Raw genomic sequence first — 16917 nt, forward strand, 5'->3', positions numbered from 1 at the left:
GCCGGTCCCGAGACGATGGAGTGGCGATGTCGACACAGTTCGCGGTACGAGGCGGCTCCCTGCCCCATCCCCCGCACCGACTCCCCGTGCTCGGCGACGTCGTCGGCGTCGATCCCCGCACCCCCGTCCAGGATTCGACCGCGATGGCCCGCACGCTCGGCCCGCTGTTCGAGCGGCACATCCTCGGCCGACGATTCGTCTTCGCCTCCGGTGCCGACGTGGTGGGCGAGCTGTGCGACGAAAAGCGCTTCGAGAAGTTCTTGCCCCCGGGCGTCGAGAATCTACGGGACATCGGAGCCGACGGGCTGTTCACCGCCTACAACCACGAACCGAATTGGCAACGCGCCCATGATCTTCTGCGCCCGGCGTTCACCGCAGGGGCCATGCGCGGGTACCACGAGATCATGGTCGACGTCGCCGACGACCTGATCGAGCATTGGGAGTCCCTCTCTCGCAACGCGTCACCGACCGATGTATCGGCCGACATGACGACGTTGACGCTCGAGACCATCGGCCGGACCGGATTCAGCTACAGCTTCGGCTCGTTCGCGCGTGCCGAGCCGCATCCGTTCGTCTCGGCCATGGTCGGTGCGCTGACGTACAACCAGCGGCGGGCGTTGCTGAAGGTTCCCGCGTTCGCCAAGCCTCTGTTCGCCCGCTCGGATCGCCGGTACGCGGACAACAAGCAGTACCTGGCAGACGTCCTCGCAGATGTCGTCAGGACCAGGCGCCGATCCACCGAAGACTTCAGCGACCTGCTCCAGATCATGATGGACGCCGCGCGTGACGCCGACAATCCGAATGCCCTGAGCGAAGCCAACATCGGCTGCCAGATACTGACATTCCTGATCGCCGGTCACGAGACCACCTCCGGTGCACTCTCTTTTGCGCTGTACTACCTGGCGACGCACCCCGAGGTCTTCGAGCGCGCCCGCGCCGAGGTCGACGAGGTCTGGGGTACCGGCAAGCCCGAGTTCGGCCAGGTCCCCAAGCTGCGATATGTCCGACGCGTCCTCGACGAATCACTGCGCCTGTGGCCCACGGTCCCGGCGTTCGGCCGCGGGGCACGCGCCGACACCGTCGTCGGCGACGGCTACGCCATGGCGGCCGGAGACTGGGCGATCGTGCTCGCCACGGCGCTGCACCGCGATCCTGTGTGGGGTGACCGCCCGCACGAGTTCGATCCCGACAACTTCTTGCCCGATCGCATCAAGGCCCGGCCCGCTCACGTCTACAAGCCTTTCGGCACCGGTGAACGCGCCTGCATCGGAAGGCAATTCGCCATCCACGAGGCCGTTCTGGTACTCGGAACCATTCTGCAGCGCTTCGACCTGCAGGCAGACCCGTCGTACCGACTGAAGGTACAGGAGCGACTGACCATGATGCCCACAGGCTTTCGGGTACAACCCACAGTGCGGCAGTAGTCAGTCGGGCAGCAGCGGAACCGAGATCCCCGGATCACGGCCGAGCAACACCCCACGAGTGAGCGACGTCGAGCCGAACTTCTTGTGCACCCCGTCGAGCGCCCGGTCCAAGGCCGAGGCCTCCGGTGGTGTCCGTACCTGCGGCGGGTCGAACTGCAGCTCCAGTTGCTCCGCACCGCCCCTGTCGATGCTCGACACGGTGACCCCCACCAACGTGATGCCCTTCTCCGCGATCAGCGGCGCCGCGTCGTGCAGCAATTCGAGTGCGGCGTCGAGAATGTCGCGAGTGTCGGCGGTCGCTCGATCGAGCGTGTGCGACCTCGTCGCCCGGGTGAAATCGGCAAAGCGCAAGCGCAACATGACGGTTCGGCCGGTTCGCTGCGCGGCGCGCATGCGGTGCGTGACGCGATCGACGAGCCCGATCAACGATGCCTCCACCTCGGCCGCGTCGTGCCTGCCGCGACCGAGTGCCCGCTGCGCACCGATGGAACTGCGCGACTTACCGGGCTGGACGCGTCGTGGATCCCGGCCCATGGCCAGCGCGTACAGGTGGGCACCCGCACCCTTGCCGAGTACCGAGGCCAACGACCGCTCGCCGTAGGCCGCGATGTCGCCGACCGTTCTGATGTCCAGAACGTGCAGCTTCTCGGCGGTCACTTTCCCTACGCCCCAGAGTCTTTCGATGTTCAGCGGGTGCAGGAATTCGAGTTCGCCGCCGGGCGGTACCAGCAGCAGACCGTCGGGCTTGGCGAAGGCGCTGGCAACCTTGGCCAGGAACTTGGTGGTGGCGATCCCGACGGTGATGGGCAGCCCCACCTGCTCGGCGACGTCCTGCCGCAGACGCTGTCCGATCTCGGTGGCACTGCCCGCGATCTTCTGCAGCCCGCCGACGTCGAGGAATGCCTCGTCGATGGAGATGCCCTCCACCAGCGGGGTGGTGTCGTGGAAGACGTCGAACACGTCCTTGCTCGCCTGCGAGTAGGCATCCATACGCGGCGGCACCACGATGGCCTGCGGGCAGACCGCGCGTGCCTGCCCACCGCTCATCGCCGTGCGTACCCCGAAGGCCTTGGCCTCGTAGCTGGCGGCCAGTACCACTCCCCCGCCGACGATCACCGGCTTGCCGCGCAGCCGCGGATCGTCACGCTGCTCCACCGAGGCATAGAAGGAGTCCAGGTCGGCGTGCATGATGCTCGCCACGGGTCTGCCGGTGGACTCCACCGTTCCATGCTCGCACAGGCCACCGACACCCTCGGCCCGCTCACTCGCAGACGTGGTCCTCCGCGGCCTGCACTATCGGCTCGGCCCAGGGCTCGCCGGTCCCTTTCTCGTAGGTAGCACCGAGCGAATCGGTCACCTCGGCGACGGCCTCCTCATCGGACATTCCTTGCTGAGCGCGGGTTTCACAGAAACCCGGAATGTAGATGCCCAGTGCGAACACCTCGTTGACCGTGGTGCCGATGCCCTGCCCGTACAGGTCGTCGAACAGTTCGCTCATTCCCGGAGTCTCGAGAAATCCGTCCCTGGCCTCCTGCACGTCACGCGAGATGCCGGTACCGGTCTCGGTCGACGTCATCTCGTAACTGCAGCCTGCGCTCAGTGCCATCAGGCAGAGTGCAGCGCCCATCGATATCCGACCCGCTCCCCGCTTCACAGAATCACCCCAGCAACCACGTAGGTCAGCGCGGCGACGGCAGCGGCCGCGGGCAGCGTCGTCACCCACGCTGCGAACATGTTTCCCGCCGTCCCCCAGCGCACGGCCGTCGTACGCTTGGTTGCCCCGACGCCCATGATCGCCGACGAGATGACGTGGGTGGTCGACACCGGCGCTCCCAGTCCGATCGATGCCACGTACAGCACGGACGACGCCGTCGCCTCCGCGGCGAACCCCTGGGGTGGGTCGAGTTCGATGATCTTGCGGCCGAGGGTGCGCATGATCCGCATCCCACCGGTCGCCGTTCCGACCGCCAGCACCGTCGCGGTGAGGAAGTAGCACCACAGAGGAATCGTGTAGTCGGCCTGATTGCCCGATACGACCAACGCCAGAACCACGATGCCCATCGTCTTCGCTGCATCCTGCATGCCGTGTCCGAAAGCCATGGCCGCTGCCGAGCACGTCTGTGCCCGGCGGAATCCGCGGCTGGTGGCACTGGGAGACGATCGTCGGAACATCCACAGAATGGCCACCATCGCGGCGCTTCCGAGCACGAAACCGACTGCAGGAGAAACGATCATCGGGAGGATCACCTTGGTCGCGACGCCTCCCCACAGCACCGTCATTCCGCCGGCCAGTGCAGCTCCCACCATGCCGCCGACCAATGCGTGCGAGGACGAGGACGGCAACCCGTACCACCAGGTGATCAGATTCCAGACGATGGCACCGACCAGGGCGCACCCGACCACGAGCAACGCGTCGGATCCGACGTCGAGGGCAATGATTCCCTCCCCCACCGTCGACGCGACCTTCGCACCGAAGAAGGAACCGAGCAGATTCCCCACCGCGGCCATGACGAGCGCCGTCCGCAGGGTGAGTGCGCGAGTGGACACCGACGTCGCGATGGCATTGGCCGAATCGTGAAAGCCGTTGGTGAAGGTGAACGCCATCGCAAGGGTGATGACCAGAACCAGTGCTACCACCGCGCACTCACGTCTCTTTCAGCACGATGGATTCGATGACGTGCGCGACCTTCTCGAAAGCGTCTGCGGCATCTTCGAGTTCGTCGCCCACTCCCTTGAGCTTCATCACGGTCAATGCGTCGAATCGGCCGTCGAACAGATCCGCCAGAAAAGTCCGATAGGCATGATCGGCCCGGTTCTCGAGCTCGTTGATCTCGATCCAGTAGCGCTCGAGATCCTTCATCGACGCCAGCCTCGGCATTGCATCCGCGGTGACCTTGGCCGACCGGTCGAGGATGTCGATCATGTCGTGCATGTGCGGGGTCAGTTCGTCGATTCGGTACAGCGAGAGCAGATGTGTCGCCGCTTCCATGTGGTCCATCACGTCGTCGAGGCTCGAGCCGAGGACGTAGATGTCGGTGCGATCGAACGGGGTGATGAAGCTCGAGTTCAAGGTGCGGAACAGATCGTGGGTGACGCTGTCGGCTTCGTGCTCGAGATCGACCATTCGACGCGCCACCGCATCGATTTCCGGTGCGGATTCGAGCAGTTCGGTCAACGTCTTCGCTCCGGTGGCCAACAGCTGAGCCGAGGAGTTGAACAGGTCGTAGAACAGAACGGACTTGGGTTTGAAGCGTGCGAACATCTTTCGTCTCCTGAATGGTGCGGCTACCGGCGAGCGCCGGCGTAGGGCTCGAGCAGATCCGACGGCACGCGGTGGTCGGCATCGGCGGGCAGGACCAGTTCGGGCGCACCGGCGCGTGATCGAGGTGCCATCTCGAACGCCTCGATCGACTGGCAGTACTTCGAGACTCGGATGACGGACATGTTCATCCGTGCCGTCATGTCGGTCACCCAGTACGGCACTCGCTCGTTGGCCTTGATCTCCAGGATCGCGAGCTTGGGCGGGATGATGAAGCGGTTCTGGGCACCGGAATCGAATCGGAAGTCGCGATCCCGCCCGTGCACCTTGTGATCGATCGTCACCCGTAGACCGAGGTCGGCCTCACGACCGATGTACGCCTCGCGCAGATAACCGGTGGTGACCATCGGACGCAGATCCAGATTGGCGATCAACGTGCTGACCTCGTTGACGAACGGGCGTTGACTGGGATCGCACTCGATCTCCTCGCGGCCGTTGAGCCACCGCTGAGAAACGTCGTAGGGCAACGAGATTCGGCGCTTCTGGGTGACCCTGTTGACGCGCTGCTTGATCTCGATCTGCACCGGCGTGTCGTCGGTGCACTCGGATGGAGCCCCGTACAGCCGTACCCGCACCTTGCGCCTGAACTTCAGGCCCTCGATCTTCTCCCAGTAGAACCGCAGATCGGTGGTGTCGTAGTACAGCGAGGTGACCGGGTAGCCACCCTTGGGCGAGAACGGGTCGGTGTCCATCCGTGCCGTCAGTTCTTCACGGACCTGAGCGACGTCGGCCTCGGCAACGAAGTACTTGATCTCGTACCGATTGAACGAGTGCAGCTTGCTGGCGGTCTGCTGGTAACCGGTGGGCTCGGTGTTCAGGTCCTCCGGCGACGCACCCTGCTTCTCCAAAGCGGCCTTGGGTCGAAATTTGTCGAACAGATACATGGATCGAACCTTCCTTCGGTGGGTGTGCACGGTCGGGCGACGCCGCGTTCAGTTCGGCTCCGCGAACACGATCGGGGGTAACTCGGCGGCCCCGTCCGCCTCGGAGGCGATCAGCAGTTCACCCGCGTCGGTGTAGGCGACGGCCTCGCCCTGTGGTTGATCGGGGCCCTCGACAACACCGGCGGGAGCGCCCGAGAATGCCGCGGCCACATCACCGTCGGCGATTTCGAAGACGAACAGATCCTTCTTGGTTCGCAGTGCCCCCGCAGTGGCGTCGGCATCGACGGCCGCACCGGTGATGGGTCTGCTCGACCCGTCCGGCGCAGTCGCAGACACCGTTCCGGAACGGACCAGATCGATGGATGTCGTTGTGGTGTCGATGGTTTCGCCACTGCTGTAGATCGACGCGGCCGCACCGCCCGAGACCTTGGTGATCAAGACCGGTTGCCCGGTGGGCGTCAGAGCGAACGCCTCGACATCGTGTGCGCCGTCGGGGTAGCGCATCGTGATCGAGGTGCGCCGGTCGGTGGCCACGTCGACGCCGATCAACGTGACGCTGTCGCGGTCGTTGTCGTTGTCACCGGTGTCGGCGAGCCACACGATCCCCGCGCTGTCGACGGCGATGTCCTCTACGTCGACCGTCTCCGCTCCGACGTCGACCCACCTGGTCACCTCGCATGCCCGGTCCAGCACCGCCAGCCGGTCGTCGCTGCCGCGGTCTCCGATGGCGTAGCCGGTATCGCCCCTCCACGCCAGGCCCGACAACTCGGACAGGCCCGAGTCGGTGGGGGTGCACCAGGTTTCGAACGGTGCTGTTGCGGTCGTGGGTTCGACAGCCGCGAGCTCGGTTGCCGAACACGACGCGAGGACCCCGCACCCCGCGAGAATCATGCCCACGCGTCGTCTCCGAGTGTTCACCCGACCGTCGCCTACCCGCCACGAGATCGAGCGTCGGCGGTCACCGCGCGGGAGCAGCATCGGTTCATGAACGGTCGAACTTCTGTTCCCGAGTTGCTGGTCGCCACCGGCGCTGCGCGCACGCTGTCGCAGGCCGCCTCCTTCGTGATGGAGGGAATGGTCCTGATCAACGGCTTGCCGCTGCGCGATCCTCGCCGCGAAGTTTCCCCGGCAGACACCCTGACCCTGCGCTGACCGCCGGGACATCACGACGATCCCGTCACGACAGGATCGTCGGCGAGTGCATCGGTGCGAATCTGCAGCCGTGACTTCAATTCCGCAGCGTCGGCGTCGATCTCCTCCTGAGTGAGCGCCGCCGACGTCGGAACGGATGCGGCAACGTCGTCGACGATGTCGAGCACTCGGCCGCTCGCCCACAGCTCGTCGTAGATCGTGCGGAAGGCAGCGTCGTACTCGTCGGTGAATTCCGTCGAGTCCAGGAACATGTCCTTGAGCGAATTACCCAACATCGGGCCGCCCTCGGGCATCCCCCCGCCTTCCGGAATCTCCATTCCCTCCGGTGGTGTGAACCCCTCGGGCATCTGCGGCATCCCACCGCCACCTGCCCCGCCGCCACCGGGAATCATCGACACCGCGTCGTTCGCACTTGCGGTGGAATCGGAGTTCAGAGCCAGATTCAGATCCCACGACACCACCGAGAACGTCTTCGAGTCCAGGTCGTAGTACAGGTAGAAGTTCTTTCCCGGGCCACCCATGTCGTCGCCGTTGGCCAGCAAGTTCTGCAGGGCAAGGTAATTCGCCAGTGAGTCGACATCGACATAGTCGGCCAGATGCGCATCGAACTCGGCCTGATCGGCACCGTCGAGCCACTTCAACAGCGTGATGATCGGTTGCAGGTCCGCGGTGCCGAGAGCGTTGATCTGTGTGTACTGCTCGGCGTACGTCGTCTGATCGTCTCCCTCGTAGGTGAAACTGGCCTCGGCACCGACCTTGTACAGCACCCCGTCGCCGTCCTCCAGGGAGTTGGCGTAGTCGTCGTCGGGAGCGACGACAACCAGCCGCGTCGTCTCGGCCGAGTCGTTCACCGAGTACGTGGTGTAGGTGAAGTCCTGGGTCGCCTGGCCCGAGGCCTCGGTGATCGCAAGAGACACCGACTCGTTCAACGCGGGCGTGTACGGCCGAAGCGACAGCGTGGTGTGACCCTGATAGGCCCGCCCCTCGGAATACTCCGCGAAGTCGATCAGAAACGGAAGATCCTCGGGCGCATCGAAACTGAGCGGCTCCCCGAACATATTCATCCCGGCACCGCCGGGCATGGCCGCACCCTCCGGCATCACTGCACCCTCCGGCATCACTGCACCCTCCGGCATCGCCCCACCCTCCGGCATCGCCCCACCCTCCGGCATCGCCCCACCCTCTGCAGGTGCTGGTCGACCGGATGTTTCAGCGTTCCCTCCGCCGCGGCCGGGCATCGAGCCGTCGTCGCTGCTGAGAGTTGCCAGCGTGGAATTGCCCTTCAATCGGATACCGACGTCGGTGATCAGGGTTCCGTCGATGGTGATGTCTGCGGGTACCGACTCCTTGACCCCTTCGTTCTGGAAGGAGTCCTTCAGTGTCTGGTAGTCGCCGGCGTCCACGTCGATCGAAATGGAGTGCGACACAGTGGTATCGAACAGATCGACCGTGCCCTGGACGTTCTCGGTGATCTCGGAGGCGATCACGGTTGCATCACCGGTGATGTACGGGCGGATCCGGGTCGACCCGAACACGGTCGCCATCACCACGACGAACACCAGCAGAGTGGCAGCAATTTTCCAGTGCTGCCGCACCGTCCGAGGTACTCGGTGGACGAGCCTCCTTCGCAGGGTTGTCGGGGCCGAGGGAAAGTTCGTGTTCGGGTCGGTCACGATCAGATGTCCGTCTGGTCGTATCCGGTGAGTACCGAGACCCGTTGCCCTGTGTTGACCTCACTGAGAGCAGCGATCAACTCGCCGGGTTTCTTCCCGGATCTGAGTTGGGCCGTGAAATAGAGCTCGGTCAACGCACCCGATCGCACCGATTCGGTACTGACCAGCTCGAATTCCTTGCAGTACTTGATCAGTACGTCTTCGACGAGATCGGTGTAGTCGGCGTCGGGCGGCACCTGCACCTTGACGACCTGGCGCTGGACATCGAGTTTGAACCAGTTGAACTTGCTCATCACCACCATCACCAGGCAGATCGCAAACGTGGCCGCAATCGCCAGTACGTAGAACCGAGTTCCCGTGGCCATGCCGATCGCCATCACGAGGAAGATGAACCCGACGTCGCGAGTTTCCTTGATGGCGTTGCGGAATCGGACGACGGACAGCGCGCCGACGAGCGCGAAAGCCCGTGCCACGTTCGATCCGACGACCAGCATGATCAAGCTGATGACCATGCCCACCGTGACGAGGGTCTGTACGTAGGACTGGCTGTACGAGACGTTCTTGTGGGTGAGTCGGTAGACCCAGCCGATGATCGCCGACAGGACGAACGACAGTGTCAGAGACACCACGATGTCGAACGTCGAGAACGTTCCGCTCAGGTCTTGAATGTTGAAATTCATTGCATTCCGATCGAGTCGATTCGAATTCCGCACCGGTCACCGGGAGCACGTGACCCGCGCGCCGACATCCGCAACCGATGCTGTTTACCGTTTGTTCGGATGCCGTTAACCCTAGAGACAGCTGCGACGGAAATTCCACCTCAGAAGCTGGCAGTTTCCTGCCAATTCAGCCGTTCATTTGCTGGCAGCGATCGAATTTCGAACGCACACGACCCGGCGTCCCACTCGGACGTCGGTCGGTTCGACTCTTCGGTTGTGTTGTGCATCAATTGATTACGCGTAAGCGCACGTGTACGTGTACGTACCGTCAATCCATCGTCGAGCGAAGTGACGGCAGAATTACTTCGTCGATTATTCGTGTTCGGTATTCCGAATCCAAAGGCTCGGCGTCCGTCAACGGACCCGTCATGATTGCGCTGAACACCATGTATTGCAGAAAGTCTGCCGATCTCGGCCTGCTCGACAATTCCCCCCGCTGCACCGCACGAACGACGACGGATTCCAGGAACCGAGCCTCGGGTTCGAGAAACGTTCTTCGCACCGCTGCCGCCAACTGTTCGTCGACCATCACCGCATGGTGAATCGCCGCGGCAAAACGTCGATCGTGCTCTGCCCCCTCGGAGATCCGGCGCATCAGCTCCACCAGATCGCCGCGAAGAGTCCCGGTATCGATTCCGGCGAACGGCGGCGGGCCGACCGATTCGATGGCGGCGACCACCATCTCCCCTTTGCTCGACCACCGCCGGTACAGGGTGGCTTTGCTGCACTGCGCTCGCTCGGCGACAAGATCCATCGACAGCGAGTCGTAACCGACGTCGCCGAGACACATCAGTGCAGCGTCGAGAAATTCTTCCTCGCGCGCCGCACTGACCCTCGATCGACGTGGAGCGTCGCTGTTCATGCGTGCCACCTTATCGAATCGAAACAGTTTCGTACCGCTTCTCGACTGTAGCGGTGAGGCATAATACTGTCACCGGACGAGCAGTGCGGGTGACCGACGTCACGGTCGTGTGCCATTGTTGAAGCCGTCGGATCGGCGTGAACGGCTGGAGAAAATCGTGACGGCCTGGTGGCGGTGGTACGCAGCGCTCGGCGCAGTCGGCTGCGCCGCTTACTTCGTTGTCCCGACCACCGTCTGGGGCCAGTCGGTCTTCGTCCTCGTCGGAGCCTCCGCCGTTGCCGCCACCGTCGTCGGCACCAGGATGCACCGGCCCCGCAACCGTACGGCCTGGCTGGCCATCGCCATGGGCACCGCCCTGTGGGTGATCGGCGACATCGTCTACGAGTGGATCCACATCACCCAGGGCAGTGTCCCCTACCCGTCGCCGGCGGACGCGATCTACCTCGTCGGCTATCCGGTCTACGGTTTCGGCCTGTTCCTTCTCGCTCGCCACAAGTGGCGACCAAGCGAACGCGGCCACGTGGCAAACAGCGCCATCATCATGGTCGCGTTCGGACTACTCACCTGGGTGTTCGCCGTGCAGCCGTCGCTCGGCGGAGGCGGCATCTCCGGAACCGCAGGCCTGGTCGACGTCGCGTACCCCGCGATGGACATCTTTCTGCTGGGACTGCTGGCCCACTTCGTCGGCTCACGGCAGTGGCGGACCCTGTCCTACCGGCTCCTCACCGTCGCCGTAGCGCTGCTCGTGGTCACCGACACCGTGAACAACTTCGCGATCGTCTCCGATTCCTCGTCCGACAGATCTGTCTTCGACGTCGGATGGATCATGTCCTACGTCCTCATCGGGGTCGCCGCCCTTCACCCATCCATGCGGCGCATCACCAACCCGAACATCGAATCCGACGCCCACCTGATGGCGTCGTTCACCACTCCCACGGTCGTCGTGCTGACCGCAGCCACCCTGACTGCGCCGATCGTGATGTTCATCGAGGTCGTTCGCGACGAGCCGATCGCCCAGTGGGGATGGGCGGTGCTGCTCTGCGCACTCGCGTTGGTGGTCCTGGTGATGCTACGCATCACCGATCTGCTGCGGTTGTTGCACACTCAGACCGTCCAGCTCCGTGCCGTCGCCGATACCGATCACCTCACCGGACTGGCCAACCTACGCGCCCTCGAGCATCGACTCTGGGGCAATGCGGGTGAGTCGACCTTGCTCACCGTCGACATCGACCGATTCAAGGAGATCAACGACACCTTCGGACGCGGCCTCGGCGACCAGGTCCTCGTGGTGGTCGCCGAGCGACTGCGAGGCGTCGCCGACGACTCGATTCTGTTGGCGCGCTTGGCCGGTGACGAGTTCGCCCTGTGTGGCGCATCGGAGTCGATGGACCCGGCCGCGTTGGCGCACCGGATTCAGCTCCTGTTCGCCACTCCTTTCGAGGTGGGGAACATGACCCTGCTGATCGAAGCGAGCGTCGGAGTCGCGTCCAATTCTCCCGGCGACGGTGAGGACGAAACGACACCCGATCGCCTCGTACAGCGCGCCGACCTCGCCGTCCAGGCCGCGAAAGCCGCCCAGTCTCGCGTCGCGTACTACGACCGGTCGATGGACCGGGACAAGAGCGAGCAGCTCATCATGCTCGGCGAACTCACCACGGCACTGGAGACGGATCAACTGCAACTGCACTATCAGCCGCAGATCGACCTCACGACGATGACCGTCGTCGGCGTGGAAGCACTGCTGCGGTGGCATCATCCGAACGGCACCGTCCTGTCCCCCAGCACATTCCTGCCCACCGCCGAACGCACCGGACTGATCCGGCCGTTGACGAGCTACGTCCTCACCCAGGCCCTCGCCCAACGAAGGCAGTGGATGACCGATGGGCTCGAGCTGAGCATCGCCGTCAATATCTCGACCCGAAACCTGTTCGACGACACCCTCATCGAGCAAGTGTGTGCTGCGCTGAAGGAATTCGATTGTCCACCTCGCCGATTGACCGTCGAGGTGACCGAGACCTCGGCGATGACCGACCCGATCGGCGCGACCGAGACGTTGTCGATACTGCATGCGATGGGCGTGCAGGTCGCCATCGACGATTACGGAACCGGTTACAGCTCGCTCGCCTACATCGAGCGATTGCCGGTTCAGGAACTGAAAATCGATCGCACGTTCATCGGCGGCATGGCACACAACCCGGCGCATGCCGCCATCGTGCGATCGACCGTCGAGCTCGCCCGTACGCTGGGATTGTCGGTGACGGCAGAGGGAGTGGAGGACGAGGTGACGATGACGGCGTTGCGCGAACTAAGGTGCGGACGAGCGCAGGGTTACCACCTCGGCCGTCCCACCTCGGCAGACCGACTACCCGCCCTCGTCGCCGAACTGAACGCGCATCTGAATACTGCTACAGGAGAACGGATATCATGACCGAAGCAGCCCTGTCGGTGTATGCCGCGATTCGATCTCGCCGCGACGTCCGCGCCGAGTTCGACGGAACCGTCGTCGACGACGACGTTCTGCGACGAATCCTCGGAGCGGCGCATCAAGCCCCGAGCGTGGGCAACACCCAGCCCTGGGACTTCGTGGTCGTCCGCAAGCCCGATACTTTGAGCGCATTCGCGACCCACGTGGCCGGCTGCCGACAGGATTTCGCGGACAAGCTCGACGCCGAACGACGAAAGACGTTCGACCCCATCAAAATCGAGGGAATCGAGACCAGCGGGACCGGGGTGGTGGTCACCTACGATCCCGACCGTGGAGGTCGGCACGTCCTCGGCCGCGACACCGTCGACGACACCGGACTGTTCTCCGCCGTCCTCGCCATCGAAAACCTCTGGCTCGCAGCGATAGCCGAGAACGTCGGCGTCGGCTGGGTCTCGTTCTACGACGAGGCATACCTCACCGAACTGCTCGACATCCCCGCACCGGTCCGCCCGATCGCCTGGCTCTGTGTGGGTCCGGTCCAATCGTTTCAGGAGGTACCCGATTTGGAACGCTTCGGTTGGCGTAGCCGCCGTCCACTGGACGACGCCCTGCACTTCGAGCAGTACCGCCGATGAGGGCGCGCCTGGTCGCGGCGGCCACTGTCTGCCTGCTCGTCGCCGGCTGCTCTGCGGCCGAATCCCCGACCGAACCGACCACTCCGGCAACCACTCCGGCGGCCGAGCCCGCACAGGCCCCGGATGCGGCCGACCCGATCGGTACCGTCGTTCCTCTTGCGGGTGCACCCGAAGGTGTCGTGGTGGGATCGTCCGGGATCGCTGCTGCCGGGGTGCGGGAGCCCGACGGCGTGGTGCTGTTCGACGCGGCCACCGGTGCCGTGCGCCAGATGGTCTCGACGACGGGTGCGCCGCGACATCTCTCACTGGCCGGTCCCGACGGCCCGGTGTTGGTTCCACTTGAGGGCAGTGACGAGCTGCTCGAGATCTCACTCGCCGACGGCGCGATTCTGTCGACGGCCACCGGTGTCGGCCGTCAACCACACGATGCCGTGCAGACCTCCGACGGCACCGTCGTGGCCACCAACGAGATGGGTGGCGGAGTGATCTTCCTGCGCGACGGGGCGATCGTGTCGGAGCTACCGCCGGGCCCTGTCCAGCCCGGTGGCGCGGCCGCTCTCGGTCCGTTCGCGGCTGTCGCGGACGTGCAGGGCAACGGTGTGTGGGTCTACGACGGCGCGACGCAGCAGGAGGTGTCTCAGGCTCCGATCGGCGTCAAACTCACGCACGCGGTGACGGTGAATCAGACTGTGGCCGGGTTCGCCGACACCGACGGAGGTGCGGTCCTGCTCGCATCGGTCGACGATGCCGGCGGCATTCGTCAGATCGCATCGATCGACGCACCGGGTAACCCGTACGGGCTCGCCGTGGATCTCGAACGTCGGTTGCTGTTCGTGACGCTGACCGCGTCGAACGTACTGCGGGTGGTCGATGTATCCGATCCCGCAGCTCCGCGAACCCTGGGCGATGTTCCGACGGTGACGCAGGCCAACTCGGTCGCGGTCGATCCGCGGAACGGCGACGTGCTGGTGACCGGCAGCGACCCCGGCGCGGCGAGTTCGATTCAGATCATCCCCCGCGCCGAGTTGCCGGTCGGTTAGGGCGTCACCACCCGTAGGAGCCCGGGATTCCCTTGAACGGACCGACGACGTCGTCGGTGATCCAGCCCTCGTAGAACCCGCCTTCCTGGGGTCGGACCGCTTCGCCGTCGATCTCGCACTCGAGGCGGCTGGGCGAGAACGCCAGGTAACCGGCGATCTCGGCGAACCGAGGGGTGGGGTTCTCGTAGCTCCACCCGGCTGCCTCTGCGACAGCGTCTCCGCCGTGGACGTCCCAGTACGTTGCTGCGCCCTTCCACTCGCAGTGCGTCGAGCGCGCCGCCGAGGGGGTCAGCGCGCCGGGAACGACGTCTGCAGGCGAGATGTACCAGGTGGGCGGATGGCTCGTCTCGAGTACGCGGTAGGCGGCGGTGGTGCGGGCGATCACCTCGCCGCCGAGCCGCACGACGAGGGAACGGTTCGAGGCTTCGAGCTTGGGCGGACGGGGGTAATCCCAGACGGACTCCTGGCCCGGCTTCGGCTTCTCGGGAACGACGGATCTCGGCAGATGTGTACTCATCCTTCGATGGTGCCACCGGCTGTCACGGGGCGTCGACGGGATAGAGATCGTCCACCCGTTCCTCGTCGAGAATCCAGCGATCGACCTCGTCGAGTGGCTCGACCGTGCGCACCGAGGTGACCGAAGATTCAGGTGGGCGGTGTTCGCTGCGGACCGGCTCGGTGAGGACGGGCTCGGTGCGGACCGGCTCGGTGCGCTCGATCGGCGCGGGTGCCGGTATATCCGGGGTGGTGAGTTCGGCTGCAGGTGTCACGGGTTCTGTTCTCGGGACGATAGCCACCTCCTCGACGGCGGGTTCTTCGTCGGCGATGTCGATGGTCTTCGGCAGTTCCGCCGGTACCCGGACGAGGATGCCGAGCCCGTGGGTCGCGGCCAACAAGCTCACCGGGGCGACGGTTGCAATTGCCGCCGACAGGGCCGGATGCAGCGTACCGGCGTCGGAGATGAAGGCGTGCATGGCATTTGCGCCGATACTCACCAGAGCTGCCGTGATCAACACACCCCAGAAGAAGCGTCGACCACTGCGTTGATCTTCGAATTGGGCGAGCGCAATCACGGAGATCGTGGCCTGCAGGATGGTGCCGTCGACGATCACCGGCCACAGCCAGGACAGCGAGCGTGGAACGCCTGCCATCGTGGCCAGATCCCACAGTGCAGCGAAACTGAGCACGAAGGACGCAATTCCGATGACGGTGGTGATGACGACCGCACTGACGAGCGTCGCACGCAGGACCTTGTTCATGGATCGTCATGAAACACGAACCCACCGACAAGTTCGGTGAAGGCTGCGACGGTCAGGGCTCGAAGGCGGCGCGAACGATGCGTCGCCGCCGCGAATGTCGATCAGGCTGGGCTTCACAGCAGTGTCGACAGCGAGTGCGCCGGAGGTAAGTCCGAGGAGACCTGCGGATTCTGATCGCCTCGTTGCGGCCCGGTGTTGTCCGCCCAGCAGTCTTCGCGAACGCGCGCGCGTTTGCCAGGGGCGCGCGGAATCGCTATGCGAGCGTTGACAATTGCGAACGCGCCCGGCGAATGCGCGCGCATTTGCCACAATCCCCCACTGCCACCGCACCGAGCCCGCTCAGAGATCAAGCGGTACGAACGACTCCGCGGTAGAAGTCGGCGCGATCGTGTGCGGACATTCCGCCCCATACGCCGTAGGGCTCGTTCGCCTCGAGGGCGTGCTGGCGGCACTGTTCGAGTACCGGGCAGCGGCCGCAGACCTGCTTGGCGGATTTCTCACGCGAGGTGCGAGCGCGGCCTCGTTCACCTTCGGGGTGGAAGAAGACGGACGAGTCCAATCCGCGACACAGACCGTCGAGTTGCCAGTCCCAGACGTCTGCGTTGGGAACGGGAAGTTGGACCGGCCTGGCGGGTGCGCCTCGCACCATGAGCTGTCTCCTCACTGAAAAAGTGAACAAGCTCACTATCTCGCATTCGTCATACTTTTACAAGTCCTTTCGGTCATTCGTAGTACTTAAAAGCAAGCGCGCTTGCTTGAAATTCGCACGTTCAGGGCGACCGTCAGCAGACCTGCGCCCCGTTTGCGGCCCCAGGTCCGAATGAACGTCGCATTGCCGCAGTCAGACCGACTGAAAGTCACATTGATCCCCCGTGGCGGTCACGAAACGGCGATCAGTGACTTTCCGACATTCCCGCACGCTTTTCGAGTTCGACGAGAATGCGCTCGGCGATCTTGGTCGGCGGCGGTCCGATGTCGACGACGATCGCGTTTTCGTCGTCACCGAGTGGCTCGAGGGTCGAGATCTGGGTATCGAGGAGCGAGGACGGCATGAAGTGGTCCATTCGAGCGTTGAGGCGTCCGCTGATTCGGTCCTTGGTGCCGGCCAGATGCACGAAGATCACCTCGGCCCCGTCCCTCGATGCGGCGCTCAGCACGTCTCGGTACGACCGCTTGAGTGCCGAGCACGTGACGATTCCCGATCGACCGGTGGAGGTGTGCTCGGTGATCCACTCCGCGATCACGTCGAGCCATGGCCACCTGTCCTCGTCGGTCAGTGGCTGACCCGACGCCATCTTCGCCACGTTGGCGTCCGGGTGCAGGTCGTCGCCTTCTTGCAGGTCCCATTTCAATGCTCCGGCGAGGATGCCCGCCACTGTGGATTTACCCGAACCGGACACTCCCATCACCACGAGAACCGGATGATGTGCTCTGCCTGTCGTCTGTGCTGCCATCCCTCGATACTGCTCCATCTCGCTCGGGTGGACCGGACAGACGCGAGAAACCGGGCAAGGCGTGGGACGAT

Annotated in this window: 18 protein-coding genes; 5 read left to right on the plus strand and 13 right to left on the minus strand. The window is 64.3% G+C overall.

Annotation, left to right across the window (positions count from 1 at the left end):
• Nucleotides 1–26: 26 nt before the first annotated feature.
• A complete protein-coding gene (locus AB0362_RS09810; RefSeq protein ID WP_317809651.1) occupies nucleotides 27–1424 on the plus strand; it encodes a cytochrome P450 in 1398 nt (465 codons plus the stop codon).
• Here the strand turns inward: AB0362_RS09810 and dinB are convergent, their stop codons facing one another.
• From dinB to AB0362_RS09840, 6 genes are all read right to left on the minus strand, one after another.
• Complete coding sequence (dinB, locus tag AB0362_RS09815; protein WP_179272114.1) at nucleotides 1425–2612, minus strand: DNA polymerase IV; 1188 nt, start codon at nucleotides 2610–2612, stop codon at nucleotides 1425–1427.
• Between the two features lie 73 nt (nucleotides 2613–2685).
• Complete coding sequence (locus AB0362_RS09820; protein ID WP_366235507.1) at nucleotides 2686–3030, minus strand: hypothetical protein; 345 nt, start codon at nucleotides 3028–3030, stop codon at nucleotides 2686–2688.
• A 44-nt stretch (nucleotides 3031–3074) separates the two neighbouring features.
• The gene (locus AB0362_RS09825) at nucleotides 3075–4061 is read right to left on the minus strand and encodes an inorganic phosphate transporter (protein WP_317785435.1); all 987 of its coding nucleotides are present in this window, start codon (nucleotides 4059–4061) and stop codon (nucleotides 3075–3077) included.
• Between the two features lie 7 nt (nucleotides 4062–4068).
• The gene (locus AB0362_RS09830) at nucleotides 4069–4686 is read right to left on the minus strand and encodes a DUF47 family protein (protein ID WP_094687770.1); all 618 of its coding nucleotides are present in this window, start codon (nucleotides 4684–4686) and stop codon (nucleotides 4069–4071) included.
• A 23-nt stretch (nucleotides 4687–4709) separates the two neighbouring features.
• Entirely contained in the window at nucleotides 4710–5627 is a 918-nt protein-coding gene (locus AB0362_RS09835) for a polyphosphate polymerase domain-containing protein (RefSeq protein WP_269596732.1), read from the minus strand.
• Between the two features lie 48 nt (nucleotides 5628–5675).
• On the minus strand, nucleotides 5676–6524 hold the full coding sequence (locus tag AB0362_RS09840) for a hypothetical protein (protein WP_317809649.1): 849 nt from the start codon (nucleotides 6522–6524) through the stop codon (nucleotides 5676–5678).
• Between the two features lie 87 nt (nucleotides 6525–6611).
• Here AB0362_RS09840 and AB0362_RS09845 point away from each other — a divergent pair, with 87 nt between their 5' ends.
• Nucleotides 6612–6779: a S4 domain-containing protein gene (locus AB0362_RS09845; protein WP_317785433.1), complete on the plus strand. Its 168-nt coding sequence runs from the start codon at nucleotides 6612–6614 to the stop codon at nucleotides 6777–6779.
• Nucleotides 6780–6790: 11 nt separating this feature from the next.
• Here AB0362_RS09845 and AB0362_RS09850 read toward each other — a convergent pair whose 3' ends face one another.
• From AB0362_RS09850 to AB0362_RS09860, 3 genes are all read right to left on the minus strand, one after another.
• Entirely contained in the window at nucleotides 6791–8452 is a 1662-nt protein-coding gene (locus AB0362_RS09850) for a CotH kinase family protein (RefSeq protein ID WP_317809648.1), read from the minus strand.
• Nucleotides 8453–8454: 2 nt separating this feature from the next.
• Nucleotides 8455–9132 carry a DUF4956 domain-containing protein gene (locus AB0362_RS09855; RefSeq protein WP_037190487.1) on the minus strand — a complete coding sequence of 226 codons (678 nt, stop codon included), beginning with the start codon at nucleotides 9130–9132 and terminating at the stop codon, nucleotides 8455–8457.
• Between the two features lie 307 nt (nucleotides 9133–9439).
• Nucleotides 9440–10033 (minus strand): TetR/AcrR family transcriptional regulator, encoded by a 594-nt coding sequence (locus AB0362_RS09860; protein WP_149406492.1) that lies wholly within the window; start codon nucleotides 10031–10033, stop codon nucleotides 9440–9442.
• Nucleotides 10034–10190: 157 nt separating this feature from the next.
• Between AB0362_RS09860 and AB0362_RS09865 the strand changes: the two genes are divergently transcribed.
• Genes AB0362_RS09865 through AB0362_RS09875 form a run of 3 tightly spaced genes read left to right on the plus strand, consistent with a single transcriptional unit; the run spans nucleotide 10191 to nucleotide 14133 of the window.
• The gene (locus AB0362_RS09865) at nucleotides 10191–12461 is read left to right on the plus strand and encodes a bifunctional diguanylate cyclase/phosphodiesterase (protein ID WP_317809646.1); all 2271 of its coding nucleotides are present in this window, start codon (nucleotides 10191–10193) and stop codon (nucleotides 12459–12461) included.
• Nucleotides 12458–13093: a 5,6-dimethylbenzimidazole synthase gene (gene bluB, locus AB0362_RS09870; RefSeq protein WP_317809645.1), complete on the plus strand. Its 636-nt coding sequence runs from the start codon at nucleotides 12458–12460 to the stop codon at nucleotides 13091–13093. Before AB0362_RS09865 ends, bluB begins: the two co-directional genes overlap by 4 nt.
• Nucleotides 13090–14133: a hypothetical protein gene (locus tag AB0362_RS09875; protein WP_317809644.1), complete on the plus strand. Its 1044-nt coding sequence runs from the start codon at nucleotides 13090–13092 to the stop codon at nucleotides 14131–14133. The genes bluB and AB0362_RS09875 overlap by 4 nt, the downstream gene beginning before the upstream one ends.
• Nucleotides 14134–14137: 4 nt before the next feature.
• Here the strand turns inward: AB0362_RS09875 and AB0362_RS09880 are convergent, their stop codons facing one another.
• From AB0362_RS09880 to AB0362_RS09895, 4 genes are all read right to left on the minus strand, one after another.
• Entirely contained in the window at nucleotides 14138–14650 is a 513-nt protein-coding gene (locus AB0362_RS09880) for a DUF427 domain-containing protein (protein ID WP_068053796.1), read from the minus strand.
• A 22-nt stretch (nucleotides 14651–14672) separates the two neighbouring features.
• Nucleotides 14673–15392: a DUF2637 domain-containing protein gene (locus AB0362_RS09885; protein WP_149406488.1), complete on the minus strand. Its 720-nt coding sequence runs from the start codon at nucleotides 15390–15392 to the stop codon at nucleotides 14673–14675.
• A gap of 346 nt (nucleotides 15393–15738) precedes the next feature.
• A complete protein-coding gene (locus AB0362_RS09890) occupies nucleotides 15739–16041 on the minus strand; it encodes a WhiB family transcriptional regulator (protein ID WP_317809643.1) in 303 nt (100 codons plus the stop codon).
• Between the two features lie 244 nt (nucleotides 16042–16285).
• Nucleotides 16286–16846, minus strand: coding sequence for a gluconokinase (locus AB0362_RS09895; protein ID WP_068053791.1), 561 nt, complete (start codon nucleotides 16844–16846; stop codon nucleotides 16286–16288).
• Between the last annotated feature and the right edge of the window lie 71 nt (nucleotides 16847–16917).

This window comes from Rhodococcus sp. NPDC079359 (assembly GCF_040702585.1).
GTDB lineage: Bacteria > Actinomycetota > Actinomycetes > Mycobacteriales > Mycobacteriaceae > Rhodococcoides.

Bases quoted from the DNA above. Each gene is read 5' to 3' on its own strand.
- AB0362_RS09810 (WP_317809651.1), top strand. From the start codon at position 27: ATGTCGACACAGTTCGCGGTACGAGGCGGCTCCCTGCCCCATCCCCCG.
- AB0362_RS09830 (WP_094687770.1), bottom strand. From the start codon at position 4,686: ATGTTCGCACGCTTCAAACCCAAGTCCGTTCTGTTCTACGACCTGTTC.
- AB0362_RS09875 (WP_317809644.1), top strand. From the start codon at position 13,090: ATGAGGGCGCGCCTGGTCGCGGCGGCCACTGTCTGCCTGCTCGTCGCC.
- AB0362_RS09860 (WP_149406492.1), bottom strand. From the start codon at position 10,033: ATGAACAGCGACGCTCCACGTCGATCGAGGGTCAGTGCGGCGCGCGAG.
- AB0362_RS09890 (WP_317809643.1), bottom strand. From the start codon at position 16,041: ATGGTGCGAGGCGCACCCGCCAGGCCGGTCCAACTTCCCGTTCCCAAC.
- AB0362_RS09845 (WP_317785433.1), top strand. From the start codon at position 6,612: ATGAACGGTCGAACTTCTGTTCCCGAGTTGCTGGTCGCCACCGGCGCT.
- dinB (WP_179272114.1), bottom strand. From the start codon at position 2,612: ATGCACGCCGACCTGGACTCCTTCTATGCCTCGGTGGAGCAGCGTGAC.
- AB0362_RS09885 (WP_149406488.1), bottom strand. From the start codon at position 15,392: ATGAACAAGGTCCTGCGTGCGACGCTCGTCAGTGCGGTCGTCATCACC.
- bluB (WP_317809645.1), top strand. From the start codon at position 12,458: ATGACCGAAGCAGCCCTGTCGGTGTATGCCGCGATTCGATCTCGCCGC.
- AB0362_RS09835 (WP_269596732.1), bottom strand. From the start codon at position 5,627: ATGTATCTGTTCGACAAATTTCGACCCAAGGCCGCTTTGGAGAAGCAG.
- AB0362_RS09880 (WP_068053796.1), bottom strand. From the start codon at position 14,650: ATGAGTACACATCTGCCGAGATCCGTCGTTCCCGAGAAGCCGAAGCCG.
- AB0362_RS09895 (WP_068053791.1), bottom strand. From the start codon at position 16,846: ATGGCAGCACAGACGACAGGCAGAGCACATCATCCGGTTCTCGTGGTG.
- AB0362_RS09855 (WP_037190487.1), bottom strand. From the start codon at position 9,132: ATGAATTTCAACATTCAAGACCTGAGCGGAACGTTCTCGACGTTCGAC.
- AB0362_RS09820 (WP_366235507.1), bottom strand. From the start codon at position 3,030: ATGGCACTGAGCGCAGGCTGCAGTTACGAGATGACGTCGACCGAGACC.